The organism is Proteus sp. G2673, from assembly GCF_009915125.1.
In the GTDB taxonomy this organism is placed as follows: domain Bacteria; phylum Pseudomonadota; class Gammaproteobacteria; order Enterobacterales; family Enterobacteriaceae; genus Proteus; species Proteus penneri.
In genome coordinates this window covers 81,819-103,387 of record NZ_JAABLT010000007.1, presented here as the reverse complement: position 1 = coordinate 103,387, position 21,569 = coordinate 81,819, and the positions used below count along the sequence as shown (strand labels likewise).

15 protein-coding genes are annotated in these 21,569 nt (G+C 37.9%); 8 read left to right on the top strand and 7 right to left on the bottom strand.

The features are described from left to right. Entirely contained in the window at positions 1-756 is a 756-nt protein-coding gene (locus GWI59_RS03305) for an iron ABC transporter ATP-binding protein (protein WP_006534486.1), read from the top strand. A 64-nt stretch (positions 757-820) separates the two neighbouring features. On the opposite strand, the gene GWI59_RS03300 is transcribed toward GWI59_RS03305, so the two are convergent. After that, positions 821-1,375, bottom strand: a complete 555-nt coding sequence (locus GWI59_RS03300; protein WP_161723969.1) for a TetR/AcrR family transcriptional regulator — start codon at positions 1,373-1,375, stop codon at positions 821-823. A gap of 86 nt (positions 1,376-1,461) precedes the next feature. Here GWI59_RS03300 and GWI59_RS03295 point away from each other — a divergent pair, with 86 nt between their 5' ends. Continuing rightward, on the top strand, positions 1,462-2,985 hold the full coding sequence (locus GWI59_RS03295; RefSeq protein WP_161723967.1) for an MFS transporter: 1,524 nt from the start codon (positions 1,462-1,464) through the stop codon (positions 2,983-2,985). A gap of 61 nt (positions 2,986-3,046) precedes the next feature. On the opposite strand, the gene GWI59_RS03290 is transcribed toward GWI59_RS03295, so the two are convergent. The 4 genes from GWI59_RS03290 to GWI59_RS03275 form a co-directional block, all read right to left on the bottom strand. Then, complete coding sequence (locus GWI59_RS03290; RefSeq protein WP_082147387.1) at positions 3,047-4,558, bottom strand: basic amino acid/polyamine antiporter; 1,512 nt, start codon at positions 4,556-4,558, stop codon at positions 3,047-3,049. A gap of 83 nt (positions 4,559-4,641) precedes the next feature. After that, on the bottom strand, positions 4,642-7,014 hold the full coding sequence (locus GWI59_RS03285) for an Orn/Lys/Arg decarboxylase N-terminal domain-containing protein (RefSeq protein ID WP_161723965.1): 2,373 nt from the start codon (positions 7,012-7,014) through the stop codon (positions 4,642-4,644). 89 nt (positions 7,015-7,103) lie between these two features. Continuing rightward, positions 7,104-8,564: a basic amino acid/polyamine antiporter gene (locus GWI59_RS03280; RefSeq protein ID WP_006534477.1), complete on the bottom strand. Its 1,461-nt coding sequence runs from the start codon at positions 8,562-8,564 to the stop codon at positions 7,104-7,106. Positions 8,565-9,066: 502 nt separating this feature from the next. Beyond that, positions 9,067-9,852, bottom strand: a complete 786-nt coding sequence (locus GWI59_RS03275; RefSeq protein ID WP_115065692.1) for an AraC family transcriptional regulator — start codon at positions 9,850-9,852, stop codon at positions 9,067-9,069. Between the two features lie 447 nt (positions 9,853-10,299). Between GWI59_RS03275 and GWI59_RS03270 the strand changes: the two genes are divergently transcribed. The 3 genes from GWI59_RS03270 to GWI59_RS03260 are packed head-to-tail and all read left to right on the top strand — an operon-like array spanning position 10,300 to position 14,254. Continuing rightward, complete coding sequence (locus tag GWI59_RS03270) at positions 10,300-12,720, top strand: DMSO/selenate family reductase complex A subunit (protein WP_115065693.1); 2,421 nt, start codon at positions 10,300-10,302, stop codon at positions 12,718-12,720. Further along, positions 12,717-13,358 (top strand): DMSO/selenate family reductase complex B subunit, encoded by a 642-nt coding sequence (locus GWI59_RS03265; RefSeq protein WP_109848031.1) that lies wholly within the window; start codon positions 12,717-12,719, stop codon positions 13,356-13,358. The genes GWI59_RS03270 and GWI59_RS03265 overlap by 4 nt, the downstream gene beginning before the upstream one ends. Then, a complete protein-coding gene (locus tag GWI59_RS03260; protein ID WP_161670850.1) occupies positions 13,355-14,254 on the top strand; it encodes a dimethyl sulfoxide reductase anchor subunit family protein in 900 nt (299 codons plus the stop codon). The genes GWI59_RS03265 and GWI59_RS03260 overlap by 4 nt, the downstream gene beginning before the upstream one ends. A 132-nt stretch (positions 14,255-14,386) precedes the next feature. On the opposite strand, the gene norR is transcribed toward GWI59_RS03260, so the two are convergent. Beyond that, complete coding sequence (norR, locus tag GWI59_RS03255; RefSeq protein WP_161723963.1) at positions 14,387-15,898, bottom strand: nitric oxide reductase transcriptional regulator NorR; 1,512 nt, start codon at positions 15,896-15,898, stop codon at positions 14,387-14,389. 224 nt (positions 15,899-16,122) lie between these two features. Continuing rightward, positions 16,123-18,330 (bottom strand): extracellular solute-binding protein, encoded by a 2,208-nt coding sequence (locus GWI59_RS03250; RefSeq protein WP_161723961.1) that lies wholly within the window; start codon positions 18,328-18,330, stop codon positions 16,123-16,125. Between the two features lie 345 nt (positions 18,331-18,675). On the opposite strand from GWI59_RS03250, the gene GWI59_RS03245 reads away from it, so the two are divergent. The 3 genes from GWI59_RS03245 to GWI59_RS03235 are packed head-to-tail and all read left to right on the top strand — an operon-like array spanning position 18,676 to position 21,511. Continuing rightward, positions 18,676-19,497, top strand: coding sequence for an MBL fold metallo-hydrolase (locus tag GWI59_RS03245; RefSeq protein WP_006534465.1), 822 nt, complete (start codon positions 18,676-18,678; stop codon positions 19,495-19,497). Positions 19,498-19,510: 13 nt separating this feature from the next. Continuing rightward, positions 19,511-20,758: an MFS transporter gene (locus tag GWI59_RS03240; RefSeq protein WP_109848035.1), complete on the top strand. Its 1,248-nt coding sequence runs from the start codon at positions 19,511-19,513 to the stop codon at positions 20,756-20,758. A 39-nt stretch (positions 20,759-20,797) separates the two neighbouring features. Next, entirely contained in the window at positions 20,798-21,511 is a 714-nt protein-coding gene (locus GWI59_RS03235; RefSeq protein ID WP_115065696.1) for an MgtC/SapB family protein, read from the top strand. The last annotated feature ends 58 nt before the right edge of the window (positions 21,512-21,569 follow it).

Sequence of the window (21,569 nt, the reverse complement as noted above, 5' to 3'; positions counted from 1 at the left end):
ATGATTGAAATCAGTAAGATATCAAAGCATTATCAAGATATAACCGTTCTCGATAATATTACAACAACCATTCAACGTGGCGGTATTACTTCGATCATTGGTCCTAATGGCGCGGGTAAATCCACACTACTTTCTGTTATTGGGCGTTTATTGCTTCCTGAAAGTGGCATGGTCAGTGTTAATGGTATGGATGTTGCGGCAACAGATAGTGATGTGCTGGCAAAAAACCTCTCAATACTGCGCCAAGAAAACCAGTTCGTCAGCCGTTTAACCGTAGAAGAATTAGTTGGCTTTGGGCGTTATCCTTACAGCAAAGGGCGGTTAACACTCGACGATAAAAAAGTCATTGATGAGTCATTAGCCTTTTTAAATTTGACTGAATTTCGTCATCGCTATCTAGATGAGTTATCAGGCGGACAACGTCAACGTACCTATGTTGCGATGGTGCTATGCCAAGATACAGAATATGTCATGCTTGATGAACCACTGAATAATCTTGATATGAAACATGCGGTAATCATGATGAAACTTCTGCGAAAAGCCGCAGATGAATTAGGAAAAACCATTATTATCGTTATTCATGATATTAATTTTGCTTCAGTCTATTCAGACTATATTTTAGCCATGCGTAATGGACAGCTGTATTATCATGGTTCACCAAAAGAGATCATGAAAGCCGATATTATCGAGGATATTTTCGATACCCCCGTTGACGTTAAAGAGCTCGATAATAAACTCATTGCTATGTATTACTAATTCCATTTAGCCATATTGTCTTCAATAAAAAGCATGTTGTTTTTATTATTAGCAACATGCTTTTTTATTGTTTTTTCTCTTGTTCAAGCAACTCTGAATCAATATCTTCAAAGATAGATTGCCATTCGTTATCATCAATATCCATTAGTCCAAAATAACGCAATAAAAAGGTGCCTTCTGTCGCTAAAAATGCCAATCGTGCACGTTTTCCAACCTCCGTTGTTGTATCTAATCCCGCCAATCGCTGTTGATACCACTCTTTGGTACTTTGTAGATACTCAGGCGTCTGTAACAATGCCGCCATCAAACTCGCACCTTTGGCAAAAGCGACTTTGTCATGATTATGGGTCGCATGAATATGTGCAGCAACACGATTTTCTGGCGAGTTATCGTTTTCAACACTCTTTTGAAACTGCGCTTCATAGTGACCTTCCCAGTGTTCAAACATGGCATCAATCATCGCCTCTTTACTGCTAAAACAGTATTGAACACCCCCTTTAGAGATCCCCATTTTTTTTGCAACAGTATCAATCGTCAGTGCGGCAGCACCTTGTTCCATAACGATATCGAAGATCGCTTCTAATAATTTTTCTCTATCAATCGTTCTTTGCCGTCCCATAAAAAAACCTCTTTTCAATACGACCGTATGGATTTATATTGTAGCCGTTAGTAAAAATAATACACATAAAAATAACTGAGATTTCTATGATAAAAGATTATAAACGTTGGATAGTACTACTTTTGGTATCGAGTATGCTGTTTCTCATTGTTGTTGATGTCACAGTGCTTTATACCGCATTGCCACGTTTAACTCATGATTTAAACGCCAGTGCATCAGAAAAATTATGGATAATGAATGCTTACCCGTTAATTGTTGCTGGATTACTACCTGCAGCGGGTATGCTCACAGACAGGATTGGCCATAAAACACTCTTTATTTGTGGGTTACCGCTATTCGCTCTCGCTTCTTTGTGTGCAGCATTTTCACCCACCGCAACGACCTTAATTGCCTCTCGTGGTTTTTTAGCAATTGGAGCCGCAATGAGTATGCCAGCTACTCTGTCAATAGTGCGCCAAGTCTTTAGCGACTCGCAAGAACGCGCTATTGCGATTGGCATTTGGTCTGCGGTTGCTTCTGGCGGTGCGGCTTTAGGGCCTTTAATTGGTGGGATGTTGCTTGAACATTTTTGGTGGGGCTCTGTCTTCTTAATTAACGTCCCTATTGTGCTTTTGGTATTACCATTTTCGATTTGGCTTATTCCTAAGTTTGCTGGACATGGTAACCATAAAATTGATTATTTAAGCTCAGTACTGATCCTAATCGGTTTAATCAGCGCTATTTATGCTTTAAAAGAACTAGGAAAACCTTATACACAGTGGATTGAAGTCACTATTACAGGTGTAATTGCGGTAATTTTTCTCACACTATTTACCTTGCGCCAACGTAAACAAACTCACCCGATGATTGATTTTGGGTTATTTAAAAACCGCTTTTTTAGTATCGGGATTTTAATGGCAGTGCTTTCTATGGTGATCATTGTGGGCATTGAATTACTACTTAGCCAGCGTTTACAGCTTGTTGCGGGTTTTACCCCTTTAAATGCAGCATTAGTGATCTTACCTATTCCAATTGGCTCTGTGTTGGCATCCCCTTTAGCGGGCTATTTTTTAACACGACTAGGGGAAATTCGCTTAATTATTGCTGGATTTATGCTTACTTTGATAGGAAATCTGTGGTTAATTGCCGTTTATCAAACAACATCGCCAATGGTGTTAATTGGTAGCTTATTTTTAATCGGCTTTGGTTTAGGTATTATTTTTACCACCGCATCGACATCCATTATGTTAAGTGTCGCTGATAAACAAGCAGGAATGGCGGCCTCCATTGAAGATGTGGCTTATGAGCTAGGGAGCGTGATTGGAGTGACATTTATGGGCAGTTTGATGAGTACAGTGTACACCTTAAAACTCGTACTACCTGACTCATTAGCTATCAATGATGCAGCCTATGACAGTTTAGATGAGGCTCTTATTGTGGCAGAAAAATTACCAAATGATGTGGCTTCTCTTGTGATATCTCAAGCAAATTTAGCCTTTGAAAATGCCTTTTTTGTTGTATTAATTGCCACGGCTATTATGACTGCATTAAGTTTATTCTTTTTGCCTTATTGTTTACGTCATACTGTAAGAAAAAAAACAATTAACCATAATTCACTATTAGATAAATAGTATAAATAACCTCACGCATCACCATGGTACGTGAGGTTATTGATTGCAATATGAGAGAATATTAAAGCGTGATAATTCCTTTCATCAGTAAACCGATAACTATCACATCAAGTAGTAATAAAATAACGAGATAAAGCGTCTCTTTTTTCTGAAAAATAGGTTTATTATCGTGTTTCTCTTTACGTGACCAGATAAAAACAGGCAGTCCACAAGTCAATAAAATTGGGACTAATGCAACATATTGAATTTGGCTTGCATACAAAATAAAGAGGCAGAAAATAACACCTAATACACCACTTAATAAGGCTAATCCTCTTCCTGTTTTTGCATATTGATCATATTGGCGGTTAATACAAATCTTAGTGATATATAACGTTGTAGTGATGTAAGCGGGAACAACCATTAATGCGCTAATGTTATACATGGTATTCCATGCATTATTTGAGAAATAAACCAATAACATCGCTGCTTGCATCACAATACTGCTCACCCATAGAGATGTATTTGCGGCTTGGTTTTTATTGGTGCGTGCAAAGGCTTTAGGAAATGCACCTTTTTGCCCTGCGACCATCGGAATTTCTGCACATAACATTGTCCATGCTAACCATCCCGCTAAAACCGAAATAATCAGCCCGACATTCATTAACCAGTCCCCCCAATTACCAACAACTTTGGCTAATACACCCGCAGTTGATGGATTACTTAATTGAGACAGTTGTGGTTGTGGCATAATGCCAAAAGGTAAGATGGATAATAAAATATAAATAATTAATGCTAATAAAAAACCTAATAAGGTTGCTTTACCAACATCTTTTTTATTTTTTGCTCTACCAGATAAAACGACAGCACCTTCAACACCAATAAATGCCCATAGGGTTACTGTCATCGGTGCCAGTATTTGGGACATTAATGACACTGGCTCTGCCTTATTATCCACCGTACTCATAATTTGTGGTGATGTACCCCAGAAGTTACTAAATAATTGGTAATAATCATTCAGTACACCCAGAATAATAACAAATAAAATCAATGGCACTAATTTAGCAATGGTTCCGAGTGTATTAACAAAGCCCGCAACTTTCGTTCCTGATAACACTAAAAAGTTATAGCCCCAAATTAAAATGGAACCACAAATAATGGAATTTAAATTATTGCCATCGGTAAATACACCGGGGAAAAACTGATCAAAGGCATCCATCAAGATAACAGCGAAAGCCACATTACCAAATGCGGTCATTAACCAATATCCCCATGCAACATTAAATCCAATAAAAGACCCAAAACCTTCTTGTGCGTACATATAGACACCAGCTTGAAGATCAGGTCGTAAATCAGATAATAAGCGAAACGCATTAGCAATAAAGTAAATACCAATACCCGCAATAATCCATGCGATCAAAACCGGCCCTATCGCTGAACTTGCCGCCGTATTTTGTGGCAAGCTAAACACACCACCGCCTAACATAGAGCCCACAACAATTGCAATCAGGGCAAATAAACCCAACTTTGCACCATTATCACTCGCCGCGGGGGTGGTATTCTTTGACGATGTGGTTTCTGATTTGTTTGCCATAAAAACCTCTTACCTTAAGATAATAATATCTGGCGCCTAATCCCACGCCAGATATTTTCATCGCATCATAATGTTGTCATTAATTACTGACGGCCTTTTTTAATTGCTGACACACGGCGTTTGAATTTCACATGTGAAGGTAATTCTTTCGCAATGCGTTCATCTTCAACAATCGCTCTTACCCAAAAATCACCCTTCTCATCGACATTGATCCCTTGTATTTCATGCTCAAACCCTGGAAATGCCTTATCAAAAATTTGTAAGGCTTTTAGGTAACCAATAATACCTTGATCTCCTTTAGGTAAGCGTTCACCAGGCATAAGAACAGGAATTCCCGGCGGATAAGGAACTAACATACTCGCCGAAATACGACCTGAAAAATCATCTAAAGGGATATGTTCTGCTTTATAGCGAACGACTTTTTGATAAGCCTCCGCTGGTGACATGACAGGTTCTGGATCACTATTTACTGCATCATTAATATGTTTCATTAAATCAAGCTCATCCATCTTTTCATGCATAGATTGGCAGAGTTGTTTTAATGTCATTTTTGCATATTGAGGAGCGATTTCTTTTAGTGAGGGAATAGCATCTATCGCTAACGCATCGGAATCATAGAGCTTTTTAAAGGTCAGTAAACTTTCTAATAACGTTCCCCATTTACCTTTAGTTACCCCTACAGAAAAGAGGATTAAAACGGTATAGTCCCCCGTTCTTGCAATTTCAATACGCCGATCGTCCAAGAATTTAGTAATGATATAACCTGGGATACCCATCTTTTGATATTGACCATCGGCAGTAATACCAGGGCAGGTAATTGTGACTTTAACAGGGTCTAACATACTGTCGGTATCAGCAATATCTTCATCAGAAAAACCATGCCATTTATCACCGATTTTTAATGTCCAACAATCAGACTCTTGGCTTAACAAATCGAGAGGTGCTTGCTCAAAGCTGTGATTTTCGCCAGTTTTCGGATCACGTACTTGAGTTGGCTGTAATACATCGAAGAACCAATCAGAATCACCATTTTGCTCTTTTAATTGGCGTTTGACAGAAACGACGGCCTTACGAAATGCAATGGCTTCTTCTATCGATTCTTGTACTAAAGAATAACCAGATTCTCCTTTCATCATTCCGACTGCAACATCAATGGAAGCAATAATAGGATAATAAGGTGAAGTGGTGCCATGCATCATAAATGAGTCATTAAAGTCATCAAAATTTAACGGCGCACGTTCGCTTTTTTTCACGTGGATCATTGATGCCATAGAGAGTGATGGCAACATTTTATGTGTTGATTGCACGGCAAAAAGGGTAGGACGATTAGGAATATCTTCAGATACATCCATCGCAAAACGATTTTTATATAAAGGATGGAAACGCGCATAAGCATACCATGCTTCATCAAAATGAATTCGAGGTACGCTGGTTGCTAAATTTTTCACCACATCATTTACGTTGTAACAAAAACCATCATAAGTACAGTTTGTCACAACAGCATAAGTCGGTTCAGGGCTGATAGCACCTTCGGCTAGCGGACTCTCTTTTATCAGTTTGCTAATACTGGCTTGTGTTAAGCGTTTGGTTGGGATCGGACCAATTAAACCGTAGCCATTTCGTGTAGGTTTTAAATAAACAGGACGTCCTTGTGAAAGTGTTAAGCCATGATTCAATGATTTATGGCAGTTTCTATCCACAACAACAATCTCGTCTGCCCCAATAGCGCCTTGTGCCACAATACGATTGGAGCCGGATGAACCTGAAACACCATAAAATGTCCAATCAGCGCCAAATAGTTCTGCTGCTATTTCTTCTGATGTTTTTGAAGGCCCCGCATGAATAAGGTAATCCCCCATTTCAGCCGTTGCGACACCAATATCAGCACGCATCATATTTTCACCAAAGAAATTGATGAACTCAATACCAATAGGATGTTTCAAATAAGCCATACCGCCCATATGTCCTGGGCAATCCCAATAATAATCACCATCCTCAGTGAAATCTTTTAATGTTTTAAAATATGGAGGTAAAAGGCTCTCTGCATAGCGATGAATTAAAGTATAAATACGATTAGCTGTAAATGTTGCGGTTTCTGAATAGAGATAGATATATTCACTTACTTCTTTAAGAATATTAATAGAAACATTATCGGTAATATTCTCTTCAGACAGTAGAATAATAGGGGTCGTTGGATTTCTTTTTCTAAATAATGAAATAAAGGCTTCACTCTCTATATTCATTTTTGGATTGTTTTTATCCCAGAAAATACCTACCGCACTGTATTTAGGGCTCTCTTTTATATATTTAATCCCATGATCAATATTATCTGCAATTTGAGCAATAAAACCACGCTCTGTAATTGCATGTTTTAATGATCCTAATGCTTGTTTTGCAGGGCTATCTTCTTTTAGTCCCGCAGATGAGACAAATAATACATGATGATTAAACTTCATAGACACCTCCATAGGTATCAATATTGATTGATATTGCCATTATCTGATTCATTTCATTGAAAAAATTTCAATTAATAATTATGCAATAATTAAAATTCAATATAATTATTGAGATATAGAAAAATCGTCAATACGTCCAGTAAGATAATAAAAACAAATAAAATACGCTCTGTTGGATTAAATAGCGTCTTCTGCTCTTGATATCTCGACCAAATAAAAAGGGGAATACCTAATGTCAGTAAAATAGGCACCATCGCTAAATATTTAATTTCACAAGCATAAAACATAAACAAGCAGAACATTAATCCAATAAATCCACTAATTAAAGCAGAAGCCTTACCTTTATTGGCATATTTTGAAAAGTCACCCGACAAACAAAGCTGTAATAAATAAGCTGATGTTGCCAAATAAGCAGGTAGAACCATTAATGCAGAAATAGCTAACATTGTTAGCCAAGCATCATTAGAAAAATAAGCAACAAAGACAACCAATTGCATAAATAGGCTACTCACCCACAGAGAGGTAGAGGCAGCGCCATTTTTATTTTTTACTGAAAATGCTTTAGGAAAAGTACCATTTTGAGCCGCTACCATAGGTATTTCAGCACAAATCATCGTCCAAGCTAGCCAACTGGTTAATACGGACACTAATACGCCGATATTAATTAACCACTCCCCCCAATCCCCAACAACAGTTTTTAATATTCCGGCTGTTGATGGTGTTGGTATTATGCTTAATGCTTTTTGCGGTAAAACACCAAAAGGTAATACTGAAATAAAAATACAAATAATCAGTGAGACAATAAACCCTATCAATGTTGCTTTGCCCACATCTTTTTTATTGCGCGCTCGACCAGATAGCGCAACCGCACCTTCGACACCGATAAAACACCACAGAGCAACATCTAAAGGCGCTAAAATTTGTGCAGGAATAGGCCCTAAATTATCAGCTGAAATAGGTGCTGAATTTCCCCAAAAATTATTAGTTAGCTCTTCATAATTCAAGAAGTAAACCAGTATAAACACGAAAATACTTAAAGGAATTAACTTCGCAAACGTACCAATAATATTAATCGCACCCGCCAATTTCGTGCCGGATAAAACAAGGTAATTAAATCCCCAAATAAGAATAGAAGCACCGATAATAGAGGGAATATTATTTCCGCCTTTAAAATCACCCGGTAAGAAATAATTTAAGGTATCCATCACCATAATAGCAAAAGCAACATTGCTAAAAATGGTCATTAACCAATAACCCCAAGCAACAATAAAAGCAACAAAAGCACCAAATCCTTCACGAGCATACATATAAATACCTGATTGAAGATCAGGTCGAATATCTGAAAGCACCATAAAGATCCGGGCAATAAAATACATACCAAAACCGCAAATTAGCCAAGCAATAATGACTGGACCAATTTCAGATGTTGCTGCCATATTTTGCGGTAATCCATCAACTCCACTACCTATCATTGAGCTGATTACGATGGCAATCAACGCAAGTAGTCCTATCTTCTGGCCTGTATTATTATTTGAATTGCCTTTTGACATATTCTTAACCCTATTGTAACGACTTCTGTATTAACATGATGAGCTAATGAATGAGTATAGTAGAATATAAAAATCATACACTCCAAACTATTACGATAATTGTAACTTATTATGTCTAAATGAAAAAAACATGACTTAAATATTAATGGGTTTTAATATTTAATCACCTAAAGAAAATAAATAACAATAGATCCCTTTCAATAGATAAGAATCAAAAATTAAGTGTTTAAAATTTTATACATATAACAACCATCTTCATGAAAAGTAAAAAGATATATTTTTCATCATCAGATAATAATTATATTCATATAAAACGAACATTAAAAGTATTTGTTATTTTATATATATCAATCAACTAGTTAAATATAAATTTAGTATACTTTCCTTTTATTAAGATAGTAATAAATACGTAATTCACATATAAGGTAAATCTTAAAAAGAATTATTCTTTATTTAAAATATTGGAAAGAATCTTAAAAAGAATAGTAATTGAAATTAAATATTAAAAACGATCTAATTTCAGCCCATCCGCACTAAAATGAGAAGGCGATTGTCCCATCTGTTTTTTAAACATTGTCGAGAATGAGCCCGCGCTGTTATAACCTAAATCAAAGGCAACTTCAGTAATACCGCGCCCAGATAAAATTTGTGTTAATGAATTCAATAAACAGACTTGTTGTCGCCATTGTGAAAATGACATTCCTGTTTGTTTGCGGAAAAAACGGCTAAAAGAGCGCTCACTTTTATGTAATTTATCTGCCCACTGTTGCGGTAAAGAATCTATTTTTGGGTTACGAATAAAATCACGACATAATTGAGCTAATTTACTGTCTTGTGGAATAGGCGCAAAAAACGGTAACGGTTTTGCTTTTGCTAACTCACATAAGATTAACTGCATTAAAAGACCATCTCGCCCTTTTTTATCATATTCTGCAGGCACATCTACAGCTTCAAGCAGTAACTGGCGAAAAAGAGGAGAAACACTGACAACTTCACATTGTTTGCTATGACGAGGTGCTGCGGAAGGCTCGATATACAAGCTTCGAGTGCTCACATCTAACATACGCGTTTCATGCCCAGTTTCTGGTGGGATCCACACACCACAAGACGGTGGAATAATCCACTCACCATCATCTGTACTCACTTCAATTAAACCCGTAGCAGGGTATAAAAATTGCGCTCGACGATGTTGATGTGTTTCTAACAGCGTATTGGGCAAATAGTCTGTACCCAGCGCAATAACATCTCGGTCAAGTGAATCAACGCTTTTTAACGGTACATTTCTCACAGTCTAGGTTACCCTTTTTTTATTTTCGTCCTTTTTAATATAACAGTTCTCACGCACTCTACACACTGGCAAATAATGAGTTATATAATTAAAATCGCTATATGTTTTAATAAATAACGAAGATATTTTATGTGAAATTTCAACCTTCTTGATATCTATTAAATAAACTTCGTTAACAATCAAAAAACGCGCTTTTAACACCCTTAGTAAATAGGCTGAAATTCAAATGTCATTGTCTGGTTTTAGAATGTTGGCAAAAGATTAATCAACTACTATCCCTCTCGCAGAGGTTAATTCAAGCATTCTGCAATTATCTATGCATTCAATAATAATGCAGCGGATACCAGACATTCCCTTTATTCATAGCCTAGAAAAATCACGCACGTTCTTTATATCAAGTATCGGGTATATCGGGGTCCGCCTATTATGTTTAAGGTAGAGTTCATTATGAGCAATCAGTCCGATCACGATCATGATACAAAGAGCATTCTCAACGATGTTAGCCGCCGTCACTTTATTCAAGCGAGCTCAGCATTAGTCACCCTTCCTTTTCTCGCATCAAACTCCTTTGCTGCGACAACCGATAACGCTATCCCAGTAAAATCAATAACGACCGAAGAGGGTGAACGGGTTGTTTCAACTTGCAGTAGCTTTGACTGTGGCGGTAAATGTGATATTCGAGCCCACGTAAAGGATGGCAAAGTCACCCGTATTAGCACACGTCCCGATGCTGATCTAGATGAAGAGATGCCTATTATGCGTGCCTGCGTTCGAGGTCGCGGTTATCGAAAATTTGTCTATCATCCAGACCGTTTAAAATACCCAATGAAACGCGTTGGCAAACGTGGCGAAGGCAAATTTGAACGGATCACGTGGGAAGAAGCGACCACTCTTATTGCGCAAAATATGCAGCGTATTAACCAACAATATGGCCCCGCATCACGCTTTGTCAGCTTAAGTACAGGTGTGACTGGCGGTATTTTCTCGGGTGCGAATATGTTACGTCGCCTGTTTAATATCACGGGGGGTTTTCTAGAAAACTATCACTCCGTTAGTAATGGAAATACCCTTGCAGTCACCCCTTATACTTACGGTACAGCTGCTAGTGGTAGCACACTTGATACATTAGAAAACACCCCTCTTGTGATTTTATGGGGCCATAACCCTAACGAAACGATTTTTGGTCACTCAAACCATTTCTTCCAAAAAATGAAGAAAAATGGCACTAAGTTTATTGTTGTTGATCCTCGTTATTCTGATACCGCCTCTTCTTTAGCTGATCAATGGATCCCATTATTACCAACAACGGATAACGCCATGATGGATGCGATGATGTATGTCATCGTCAGTGAGAACCTTCACGATCAAGCATTTATCGATAAATACACTATTGGCTTTGACGAACACCAAATGCCAGAAGGTGTAGGTAAAAATGAATCTTTAGTTGCCTATTTGATGGGTAAAAAAGATGGCATTAAGAAAACACCTGAATGGGCAGAACCTATCACTAAAGTGCCTGCTGATACTATCCGCCAATTAGCCCGTGAATATGCATCGACAAAACCGGCAGCATTGATGCAAGGTTGGGGGCCTCAGCGCCATATTTGTGGTGAACGGACGGCACGTGGTGCAACATTACTTGCAACGATCACCGGTAATGTGGGGGTTCGAGGTGGTTGGGCTGCCGGCTATGGTATGGCTTTAAACTCTGAATTGCGTAAAACCATCGCAGGGCCAAGCCTATTAACCAACCCAGTAAAAGCGAAAATTAATATCACCAACTGGGTGCAAGCGTGTGAAGACAAAAATTTAGTCACACCACAAAATGGGTTACTGAACGCCGAGAAACTTGATACTGAAATCAAGATGATTTTCTCAATGGCGGGTAACTACATGACAAACCAAAATACCGATATTCTTCATGCTGCTAAAGTCCTTGAAGATGAATCAAAGGTAGAATTTATCGTCTGTAGTGATCTGTATCTGACACCAAGTGCAAAATATGCCGATATTTTACTACCTGAAACCAGCTTTTTAGAACGCTGGAACATCGGTGGTACATGGAGTTATGGCGACTACATTATTCTTTCTGAAAAAGTGATTGAACCTGAATTTGAACGTCGTACTGACTACGATTGGTTACGTGAAGTTGCAGATAAATTAGGCGTTGGTGAACAATTTAGCGAAGGCAAAGAGACTGATCGCGATTGGATTGAATATTTAGTCGATGACGCCAGTGTGAAACGTCCTGAAGACGGCATTCCAACCTTTAAAGAGCTATTGGTTAAACGCCGTCATCTATTAAAACATCGTCCTCATACTCAAAATGTAGCGTTTGAGAAAAATATCCAAGATATCGAGAATAACCCATTCCCAACACCATCAGGCAAAATTGAGATTTTCTCTAAACGCTTATATGACATGAATAATGTCGATATTCCGGCGCTCTCTCATTACGTACCCGCTATTGAAGGCCCTGAAGATACGCTAACGGATAAATTCCCGTTACAACTTATCACATGGAAAGGGCGTAATCGCGCAAACTCAACGCAGTTTGCCAACCCTTGGTTACAAGAAGTACAACGCCAAGAACTCTGGTTAAACCCGTTAGATGCCCAAGATAGAAACATCAAAGAGGGCGAGAAAGTCAAAGTGTATAACGATCGTGGAGTAACGATGGTGCCCGTCAAATTAACACAACGAATTATGCCTGGCGTCGTGGCCTTGCAAGCAGGAGCTTGGTGGCAACCTGATGCAAAAGGCATAGATCAAGGTGGATGTGCCAATGTATTAACATCATCCCGTAGCACCGCAATGGCACACGGCAATGCTCACCAAACATTATTGGTCGAGGTAGCAAAAGTATGAGTCAATTTATCGTTTATCCCGCTGTGAGCAACAAACAGTTAGGATTTTATATCGACAGCGCTCGCTGTTCAGGTTGCAAAGCGTGTCAGGTTGCTTGTAAAGATAAAAACAACCTTGATGTCGGACGCAAATTTCGCCGTGTCTATGAAATCACTGGCGGGGGTTATACCCGTAATTCGAAAGGTGCGCTGATCAATAATGTCTTCGCTTACACCTTATCTATCTCTTGTAACCATTGTGACGATCCGATTTGTGTTAAAAACTGCCCAACAACAGCAATGCATAAGCGTAAAGGCGATGGCATTGTCATGGTAGATACCGACAAATGTGTCGGTTGTGGTGCTTGTGCGTGGTCTTGCCCTTATGGCGCGCCACAGATGAACCCAGAAACCAAACAGATGTCAAAATGCGATTTTTGTATCGATTTACAGCAAAAAGGTGAACAACCGGTTTGTGTCGCCACTTGTCCGCTAGGTGCAATCCAATTTGGCCCTATTGATGAACTGCGTGAACGCTATGGCGATTTAGATTATGTCACGGGTTTACCTTCCCCTGAAATAACACATCCCAACCTTGTTATTAACCCACATCAGGGTGCAAACAATGACGGAATTAATAATAAGGGAGAAAGAAAATGAATGAATGGTCATTATTAATCTTCACATTTATGATGAATGCGACCATTGGTCTTGCACTAACAACAGGGCTTTTTGCTCGTCGCCTTTCTCATTATCTCAATGCAGAAAGCTACTATCGCTTTATGCTGTTGACCTTATTTGTTATTTGTGGATTGGCAGGTTTAGGCTCTATCGCTTCAATAACTCACTTAGGTGTGCCATTAAATGCCCCTAATGCCATTAGAAATGTTTTTTCTGCTTGGTTAAGTCGTGAAGTCGCCGTCACTGCTATTTTTGTCGGTTGCCTAGGATTAACCTTTTTATGGCTCTGGCGCACTCGCAAACTCTCAATGCTGTTATTAAGTAGCAGTATTCTGATTGGGTTATTTGATATTTATTGTATGGCATCGATTTATCGCCATACCTCTATTTTGACATGGATGGACCCTAACACTTACATCATGTTCTTCGGCACGATGTTAACACTTGGTGCCGCTATTTTCTTTTTGCTGATCAAAGTATTACAACACGTAGGCAGTAAGTTAGGTATTGAAATACCACAAGACTCATTCCCAATACGCTGGAAATGGCAATTATGGGGAATAATGGCATTTAGCTTAATTGGCCGATTACTGTATCAACCTTTTTATGAACAATATTTAACTCGCACACTCTATAGCCAAAAATCGGTGACATTCCCGTTATCACCTATTCAAGTGTATTACTCTATTGGCTCGCTACGGACTGCCTGTTGGATCTTAGCCACCTTTGCAGTATTAGCTTGTGGCTATAGTTTAGTGAAATTCCTAACCCCTAAAAATCAAGGTCAATCAACTGAGTCTATTTTTGCACTTGGCTGTGTTATCGCAATTATCGCTGACTTTATGTTGCGCTATGTTTTCTACTCAATTCACTAATTGCAATTGAGTATGGTTGTTTTAAGAAAGTATCAAAAATTATGAGCAGACTTTCTTAATTATTTAAGGTAATTTGGATCACGCACCCAGATTACCTTTTTTCGTTTAGGGCATTCCTTTTTAAAATTATTATTATTTTAGCCCTAAGCGTTTTGTCAAACGACGTAAATTAGCCGGATCAAGCGATAATTCTCGTGCAGTTGCCGCCCAATTTTGGTTATTACGTAGTAATGCCTGTTTAATTAAATCTCGTTGAAACTCATCCGTAGCTTCTTTTAAATTTTTGTCCCCTGATGGTAATGATTGTGATATTGGATGAGTAAGATTTTCTGTGCCTAAAGCAAAATGACTAACTTGTAAAATAAGACTGTCTGTCTTATTCCCTGCTCTCGCTAATACGATTGCTCGATGAATAGTATGTTCTAATTCACGCACATTACCCGGCCAAGAATAATGCAATAAATAAAGGCGTAATTCAGGACTAATAATCACTTGTGTAAGATTAAAACGCTGACGATATTGCTCGCAGAAATAACCCACTAATAGCAAAATATCGTCGTCTCTTTCTCGTAATGGCGGAACATGCAAAGGAAAGATACTTAAACGATGGAAAAGATCGGCACGGAAATTTCCCGCCAAGACTTCTTCCCATAAATCACGATTTGTTGCTGCTATTACACGCACATTAACGCGTAAGTTACGATCATCACCAATACGTTGAATATCGCCATATTGTAAAACACGCAGTAATTTTGCTTGGAGTGATAATGATAACTCCCCAATTTCATCAAGAAATAAAGTGCCATTATCTGCCATTTCAAATTTACCACTACGATGGCTAATTGCTCCGGTAAAAGCCCCTTTTACATGCCCAAATAATTCACTTTCTGCCACACTCTCAGGAAGTGCGGCACAATTTAAATAGACTAACGGATTATCTGCACGATTAGACATTTCATGAATGGCTTTTACCACCAGATCTTTACCGGTTCCTGTTTCGCCATTCACTAAAATATTCATATCTGCGGATGCAACAATTTCTATCTCTTTTTTCAGTTGCATCATCGAAGGCGATAAACCAATAATTTCTGTTTTTACTGTGGGCTTAAACGTATTAGTTGGCATAAATAACATATTTTGATTTTCGAGTTGCTCAATCAATAACGCATTATTTAATGCACCAGAAGTTAAGGCCGCAATTAAACGAAGCTCTTCATCACTGAAAGTATCAAACTGATGAGGGTCCATTCCATCAAGTGTTAAAGTGCCAATTAAATCTTGTCCTGCAAATAACGGTAACCCCACACAAGCATGCACTTTTAAATGCTCTCTATCTGGAATAAGGCCATCATAAGGATCGGGCAAATCACTGTCTGCAGGAAAACGCACCACATCCCCTGCTCGCGCTATCGTTTCGAGACGAGGATGCCCTTCTAGTAAAAAACGACGCCCTAATACATCAGGCACGAGGCCATCTATGGCTAATGGGATAAACTGATGAGGCTCGTAGCGAAGCAACGCGGCAGCATCGCAATTTAGCACTTGCCGAAGTGTGGTCACCAGCCGCTGAAATCTATCTTGGTGACCAACATCTTTTTGTAATTCAATGGCAATTTTAGCCAACACATCAACAGAAAAACCCATAAAAACACCTCATAGTCATTATGATTGTTATTATGGTCATTTTGACATGACAAAGATAGTCATATTGACAATATATTAAATAACTATAAAAACAAAAATCATTTTAAAACAATAAGATATTGACCCTAATGTGTTTGTAAAAAGCGATAACGTCGCCAAAAGTGATAAAATGGAAAGTAAATGAATTGCTCGGTCAGAGCAATCATTAGAAAAATCAGTAAACCTTACCGTTCACCTTGTGTATCAATCAATAAACGCTGATTTATATACTCAATAGTCTCGTCTATCGTCATAATATTATTAACGACATTAGTAATACCTTGCCCAATAATAATTTCGGCTTGGCGTAAATTAAATAACTTACCATTAGGCACCGAAGATTCTCGTATTCCTTTATTAATTTCTTGATAAGCCAACGTCATCCATGGATAACGATGGCTAATTTCTTGATTATGGCTAAAATTTTTATGATTACTATTTCCACCTAATAAAATTAGGTGATCCATTACCATTGGGGAATAAAGCCAACGATAAAATTGCTCTGCATATTGTGATTTTTGGCTATAACGTGAAACCCCTAATACGCCACCGCCTAATTGTGGAATACTACCGGGTACAGGTGCAAAACCTGTTTTAGGTAAAATATTGCTATGTGCGACATCGTTAAATAAATTCATATAAGCGATCAGCATGGCAAGATGCCCTTGCTCAAATTGCCTAACCGACTCACTCCACCATTTATTATGAATATTCTCAGTGATCGACAACTGTTTTAAATATTCTTCTAATATTTCGCCGGCTAAAGGCATTTTTAATCTAGGAATATTATCGTTTCCTATTAAACACCCACCTTTGGCGTAATAACGTAATAGATACTCTGTTGCAATCAGCCCCGCACTACCTAATGTTGTTGAAGCCCCCATTGGCCGACTTAATTGCCCTTCTTCATGTTGTTCAGTAAAAAACTGCGTCACATTATCGTATTCTTCAAATGTTGTTGGTACGGTTAACTCATTACCTGTTTTCTCGTAATACATTCTTTTTAAGATAGGATCTTCAAACAAGTCTTTTCGATAAAACAGAAGTTGCGCACTGGCATCAAAAGGCATGGCATAAGCAACATTATTCACTAAACTAAATTTTTGCTGAGTAGGTAGTGAAAAATTATTTAATAAGTCCGTTAATCCATTACCAATCTTATCTAATGGCTGTAATATTCTTTCTGCAAACCAAGGAAAACAGGCCATATCAATACGCAATAAATCATAATAGGGATGCAAATGTAACTGACTTAAAATTTGATAAACTTCATCGTAAGGATGTATCGCTAAATTAACTTTAATCCCTGTTTGACGATAAAAATGAGGTAGCAACTTTTTTAATGCACTGGTTGAAGGGCTAGGTAAAATCAGTAAGTTAAGACTTATATTTACTTTATCCTCACTGATAACCGCGGGTGTTAAAGTATAAAGATGATCACTTTGATTACGCACACAAGTTACATTATTCTCGATAATCTTCTCATCCTCTTCATTTTGAATGAGTGCATCAATCACTTCTAACCCGAGTTGAGCATAATTCATAGGAAAGTAATATAACCCTTTTAATACAGGTGGAATATTGTCGCTCAATGCAAAAATAGGCGGGCAATCATTATGGCTACCAAAATAACTCGCTTGCGTTAAATAACGTGCCTTCTCTATATCTTGAGCAATAAAGATGTCTGGGATTTGCTCCAGAGAAAAGAAATCAAACGCAATTTTATAACTCTCTTCATCTGATGCACAAAGCACCACATTTTTTTTATTGGGAGCAGTCTCTAAAAGTCGATGTTGTAATTGATTGGCAAAGTTTTGATTATTTAAATAATCACTACTCCCCATAAAAATGCCCACTAATTTACCAGGGGTTTTTGCAACCTGTTGGCAAATAGCCTCTGCGGCTTGAGCAAAATCTAGCGTGAAAAATCGTTGAGTATTAAGTGGCTGGCGATAAACAAACGCAACTTGAGAGGGGGGTAATTTTAACGTGTCAAAATAGATATTTGCATCTTTGAGACAACTTACCGTGATCACTTGTTTATAACCACCCGCGGCAATTTTCTGTAATGCCTCTAATTCTGTGGTTTCCAGATCATCCGTTAAAAAAAGATCGTAAGTGACCTCAGGAAAGTGAGCAATAGATTGCCTTAAGGAATTAAAGAAAACCGCATATTTTTCAGAAACTAATTGAGGTAAAAGTATAGCTATTTTATGGCTTTTATTGGTTCTTAACAGTTGAGCTTGTGTATTTAACTGATAGCCCATTTGTTTGGCGGCTTGATACACAGCTTCAATTTTCTCAACACTCACATTCCCACGTTTATTCAATACGTTAGAAACCGTTCCATGAGAGACACCTGCTAGTTTTGCAATATCTTTAATCGTTGCCATTGACCTTTTTCCATCTCAATTTCTGCTTTCACTAGCATACCTGAATTATTTATCGCGACTACTGCTAATTGATTTGAACGTTCCATCTTTAATTTGTTTATAAAACAAGCGTTTGTTACTTATCAAAAATAAATAATTATCAATATCAATTAAAATATATATCAATATTAATCAATGTGATAAGAAATTTAATTTGAATAAGATCACTGATCTGATCTTCATTTATTGGCAAATGAATACCACCATTTTATTATTGGAACGTTCAAATTAATCTATAACTTATAGATAGCCAACACCAGATAATTAATAAAATCATAATAAAACAATAGGATAAGGGGATTTCTTATGAAACTTCATTTTTTAGGGACGGCTGCCTCAGAAGGCATACCCAATCCCTTCTGCCGTTGTGAACACTGTCTGAAAGCAAGAGAACTTGGTGGGAAAGATATCAGAACTCACTCTTCTGCCATTGTCGATGACATTATGTTAATCGACGTATCACCTACATTTAGTTACCAGTTAATGCGTGATGGGATGGATGCAACTAATTTTGAAAGCCTTCTATTCACTCACACGCATCCTGATCATTTCAATGTTGGCGATCTGTTTAGCCGAATGGAAGGTTATGGTTTTGAAATTAACCATCCCCTTCATATTTTTGGTAATGATCGCGCAATTAATGGTTGTATCGAAGTTTTACCTGGTTACAGCAAAGAGCGTTTTGCTTTTCACTGCTTAATTCCTTTTGTTACCGTCGAAAGAAACGGTTATAAAATTACGCCATTACTCGCTAATCATGCGAAATGGGAACTTTGCTATGTTTATCATATTGAGAAAGATGGCAAGGTTATTTTCTATGGCCATGATTCTGGTTGGTTCCCTGAACTAACATGGAAATGGTTAGAAAACAAGCCACTGGATATCGTTGTTTTTGAATGTACTTATGGACTCAATGGTAAAGATCGAACTGATAATCATATGAGCCTAGAAACTGTATTTGCAGCGAAAGAAAAACTGCAACAGCAAGGTTGTTTACATCAAGATACACAAATTGCTGTTTCGCATATTTCACATAGTGGCAAATTGCTTCACCACGAATTAGAAGCTGTTTGTGCTCCTCACAATATCCGCGTTGCCTATGACGGGTTAACGTTAGAAACAAATTAAGAGGAGAACGATGATGGATATGAAAATAACCTCTCGCTTACTGATTATGATGTTTGTGCAATATTTCATGCAAGGCGCATGGAATATGACCATGGGGCTAGTATTAAGTAGCTATGGTATGGCAAGCATTATTGGTAATGCCTACGCTTTATTAGGCGTCGCAACCATTATTTCCCCATTATTTATTGGTATGGTGGCTGACCGTTTCTTTGCTTCACAAAAAGTCATGGGCATCCTTCATTTAATTAATGCCGCTGTCATTATTTGTGTTCCTCAATTTATTGAAGCACAAAACAGTGGCATGACATTATTCTTAATTTTCATTATTGGATTATTGTTTTATCCAACAACTGCGCTTTCAAATAGTATTAGTTTCTCCCATATTAATGGCGTGAAATATTTCCCTATTATTCGTGTATTCGGTACGTTTGGTTTTATGGCTATCGGATTTATATTAGGTGAAATGGGCTTCTCTGGTAGTACGATGACTTGGTATATCGCTTCGGCTGTGGGGGTTTTACTCGGTTTCTACTGCTTTACTTTGCCTAATACGCCACCTAAAGCGAAAGGTAAGCCATTCTCTGCTCGTGATGTTTTATGTTTAGATGCACTTTCATTATTTAAAGATCGTTATTTCGCTATCTTAATGTTTAGTATCTTTATTTTAATGATCCCTAAAACAGCTTATTCCGCTTATATTCCGGTATTTATTAAAGCATTAGGTTTTAATAATGCGGCGTCTATTATGCAAATCGGTATAGCCTGTGAAGTGCTGTTTATGTTTGTGTTGTCATTCTTCTTAATGAAGTTTGGCTTCAAAATTACATTACTTTTAGGGGCTGTTAGCTGGATCATTCGCTCAATATTCTTCTCTTATGCAGCGGTAAATACAGAGTTTTATTTTATCGTTATCGGATTAATGTTACAGGGATTATGTTGGGACTTCTTCTTTACCGCTGGTGATATCTATGTTGACCGCAAAGCTAAACCTGAAATCCGCGCTCAAGCACAAGGTCTACGTTTTATTGTCTCTAATGGTTTCGGCTTATTATTTGCTTCCACTATTTGTGGTCAAATCTTTAATTCAACCGTAACAGAAACAGGTGATGCTGCATTACCACAGTGGTCAACATTCTGGATATACCCAGCTATCGTTGCCGCTGTTGTGACAATATTCTTTATCTTCTTCTTTAAAGATGATGTGAGTAAAAAGAAAAATAACGAAGATAAAAAAGTACAAGAAAGTATTGCAACACAATAGTCTTAAAATAAAGGAATGAGCCAACGTTAGGAGCAAACCATGGACGCATTAATTCAGTTTGTTGACAGCATTGGCCCTTTATCACTATCAAGTATCGCTAAATTATTGGCCGCCTTTATTTTGGGCGGCTTTATTGGCTTAGAGCGTGAATCAAAGGGAAAACCTGTCGGTTTTAAAACTTGTGTCATTATTGCCGTTGCCAGTTGTTTATTAACTATTGTTTCTATTCAATCTGCAGAATATTACGCCAATATCTCCGACAACATTCGTAGTGATCCAATGAGATTAGCAGCACAAATTATCAGTGGTGTCGGCTTTCTTGGGGCTGGTGTTATATTGCATCGACGTGATGATGCCATTTCAGGACTGACAACAGCCGCTATCGTATGGGCATCAGCGGGTGTTGGTATTGCTTGTGGCTCAGGTTTTTATTGGCATGCCATGATTGTGACGGTTCTATTTTTTATGGCTATTCAACTTAGCCCACAAGTGGTGTTATTTCAGATGAAAAACCACCGTTTAGGTAAGATAAAAGTGCGTATGTTATTTACTCATGAAAGCGGTGTTCCTCTGTTAATTGAGTATTTAAAAAGCCACAAAGACGTGATTGAAAATCTCACTATTCGCGACATTAAAAAAGAGCGTGTTGAAGTGAATTTGAAACTGTTAGTGAGACAAAAAATTACTTTACCTGAATTTTATTGTTCATTAAAACAGCTTGAACATGTTCATTCTGTTTCTCTTGATCATTAATTTCTATCCACTCATAAAAACACCTCAAAAGCAAATATTCCCACTTTTGAGGTGCAAG

What these genes read in the sequence shown, in the direction of transcription:
- GWI59_RS03235 (WP_115065696.1), top strand. Translation starts at nt 20,798, where the DNA reads ATGGACGCATTAATTCAGTTTGTTGACAGCATTGGCCCTTTATCACTA.
- GWI59_RS03280 (WP_006534477.1), bottom strand. Translation starts at nt 8,564, where the DNA reads ATGTCAAAAGGCAATTCAAATAATAATACAGGCCAGAAGATAGGACTA.
- GWI59_RS03265 (WP_109848031.1), top strand. Translation starts at nt 12,717, where the DNA reads ATGAGTCAATTTATCGTTTATCCCGCTGTGAGCAACAAACAGTTAGGA.
- GWI59_RS03245 (WP_006534465.1), top strand. Translation starts at nt 18,676, where the DNA reads ATGAAACTTCATTTTTTAGGGACGGCTGCCTCAGAAGGCATACCCAAT.
- GWI59_RS03300 (WP_161723969.1), bottom strand. Translation starts at nt 1,375, where the DNA reads ATGGGACGGCAAAGAACGATTGATAGAGAAAAATTATTAGAAGCGATC.
- norR (WP_161723963.1), bottom strand. Translation starts at nt 15,898, where the DNA reads ATGGGTTTTTCTGTTGATGTGTTGGCTAAAATTGCCATTGAATTACAA.
- GWI59_RS03305 (WP_006534486.1), top strand. Translation starts at nt 1, where the DNA reads ATGATTGAAATCAGTAAGATATCAAAGCATTATCAAGATATAACCGTT.
- GWI59_RS03290 (WP_082147387.1), bottom strand. Translation starts at nt 4,558, where the DNA reads ATGGCAAACAAATCAGAAACCACATCGTCAAAGAATACCACCCCCGCG.
- GWI59_RS03270 (WP_115065693.1), top strand. Translation starts at nt 10,300, where the DNA reads ATGAGCAATCAGTCCGATCACGATCATGATACAAAGAGCATTCTCAAC.
- GWI59_RS03295 (WP_161723967.1), top strand. Translation starts at nt 1,462, where the DNA reads ATGATAAAAGATTATAAACGTTGGATAGTACTACTTTTGGTATCGAGT.
- GWI59_RS03260 (WP_161670850.1), top strand. Translation starts at nt 13,355, where the DNA reads ATGAATGAATGGTCATTATTAATCTTCACATTTATGATGAATGCGACC.
- GWI59_RS03250 (WP_161723961.1), bottom strand. Translation starts at nt 18,330, where the DNA reads ATGGCAACGATTAAAGATATTGCAAAACTAGCAGGTGTCTCTCATGGA.
- GWI59_RS03240 (WP_109848035.1), top strand. Translation starts at nt 19,511, where the DNA reads ATGGATATGAAAATAACCTCTCGCTTACTGATTATGATGTTTGTGCAA.
- GWI59_RS03285 (WP_161723965.1), bottom strand. Translation starts at nt 7,014, where the DNA reads ATGAAGTTTAATCATCATGTATTATTTGTCTCATCTGCGGGACTAAAA.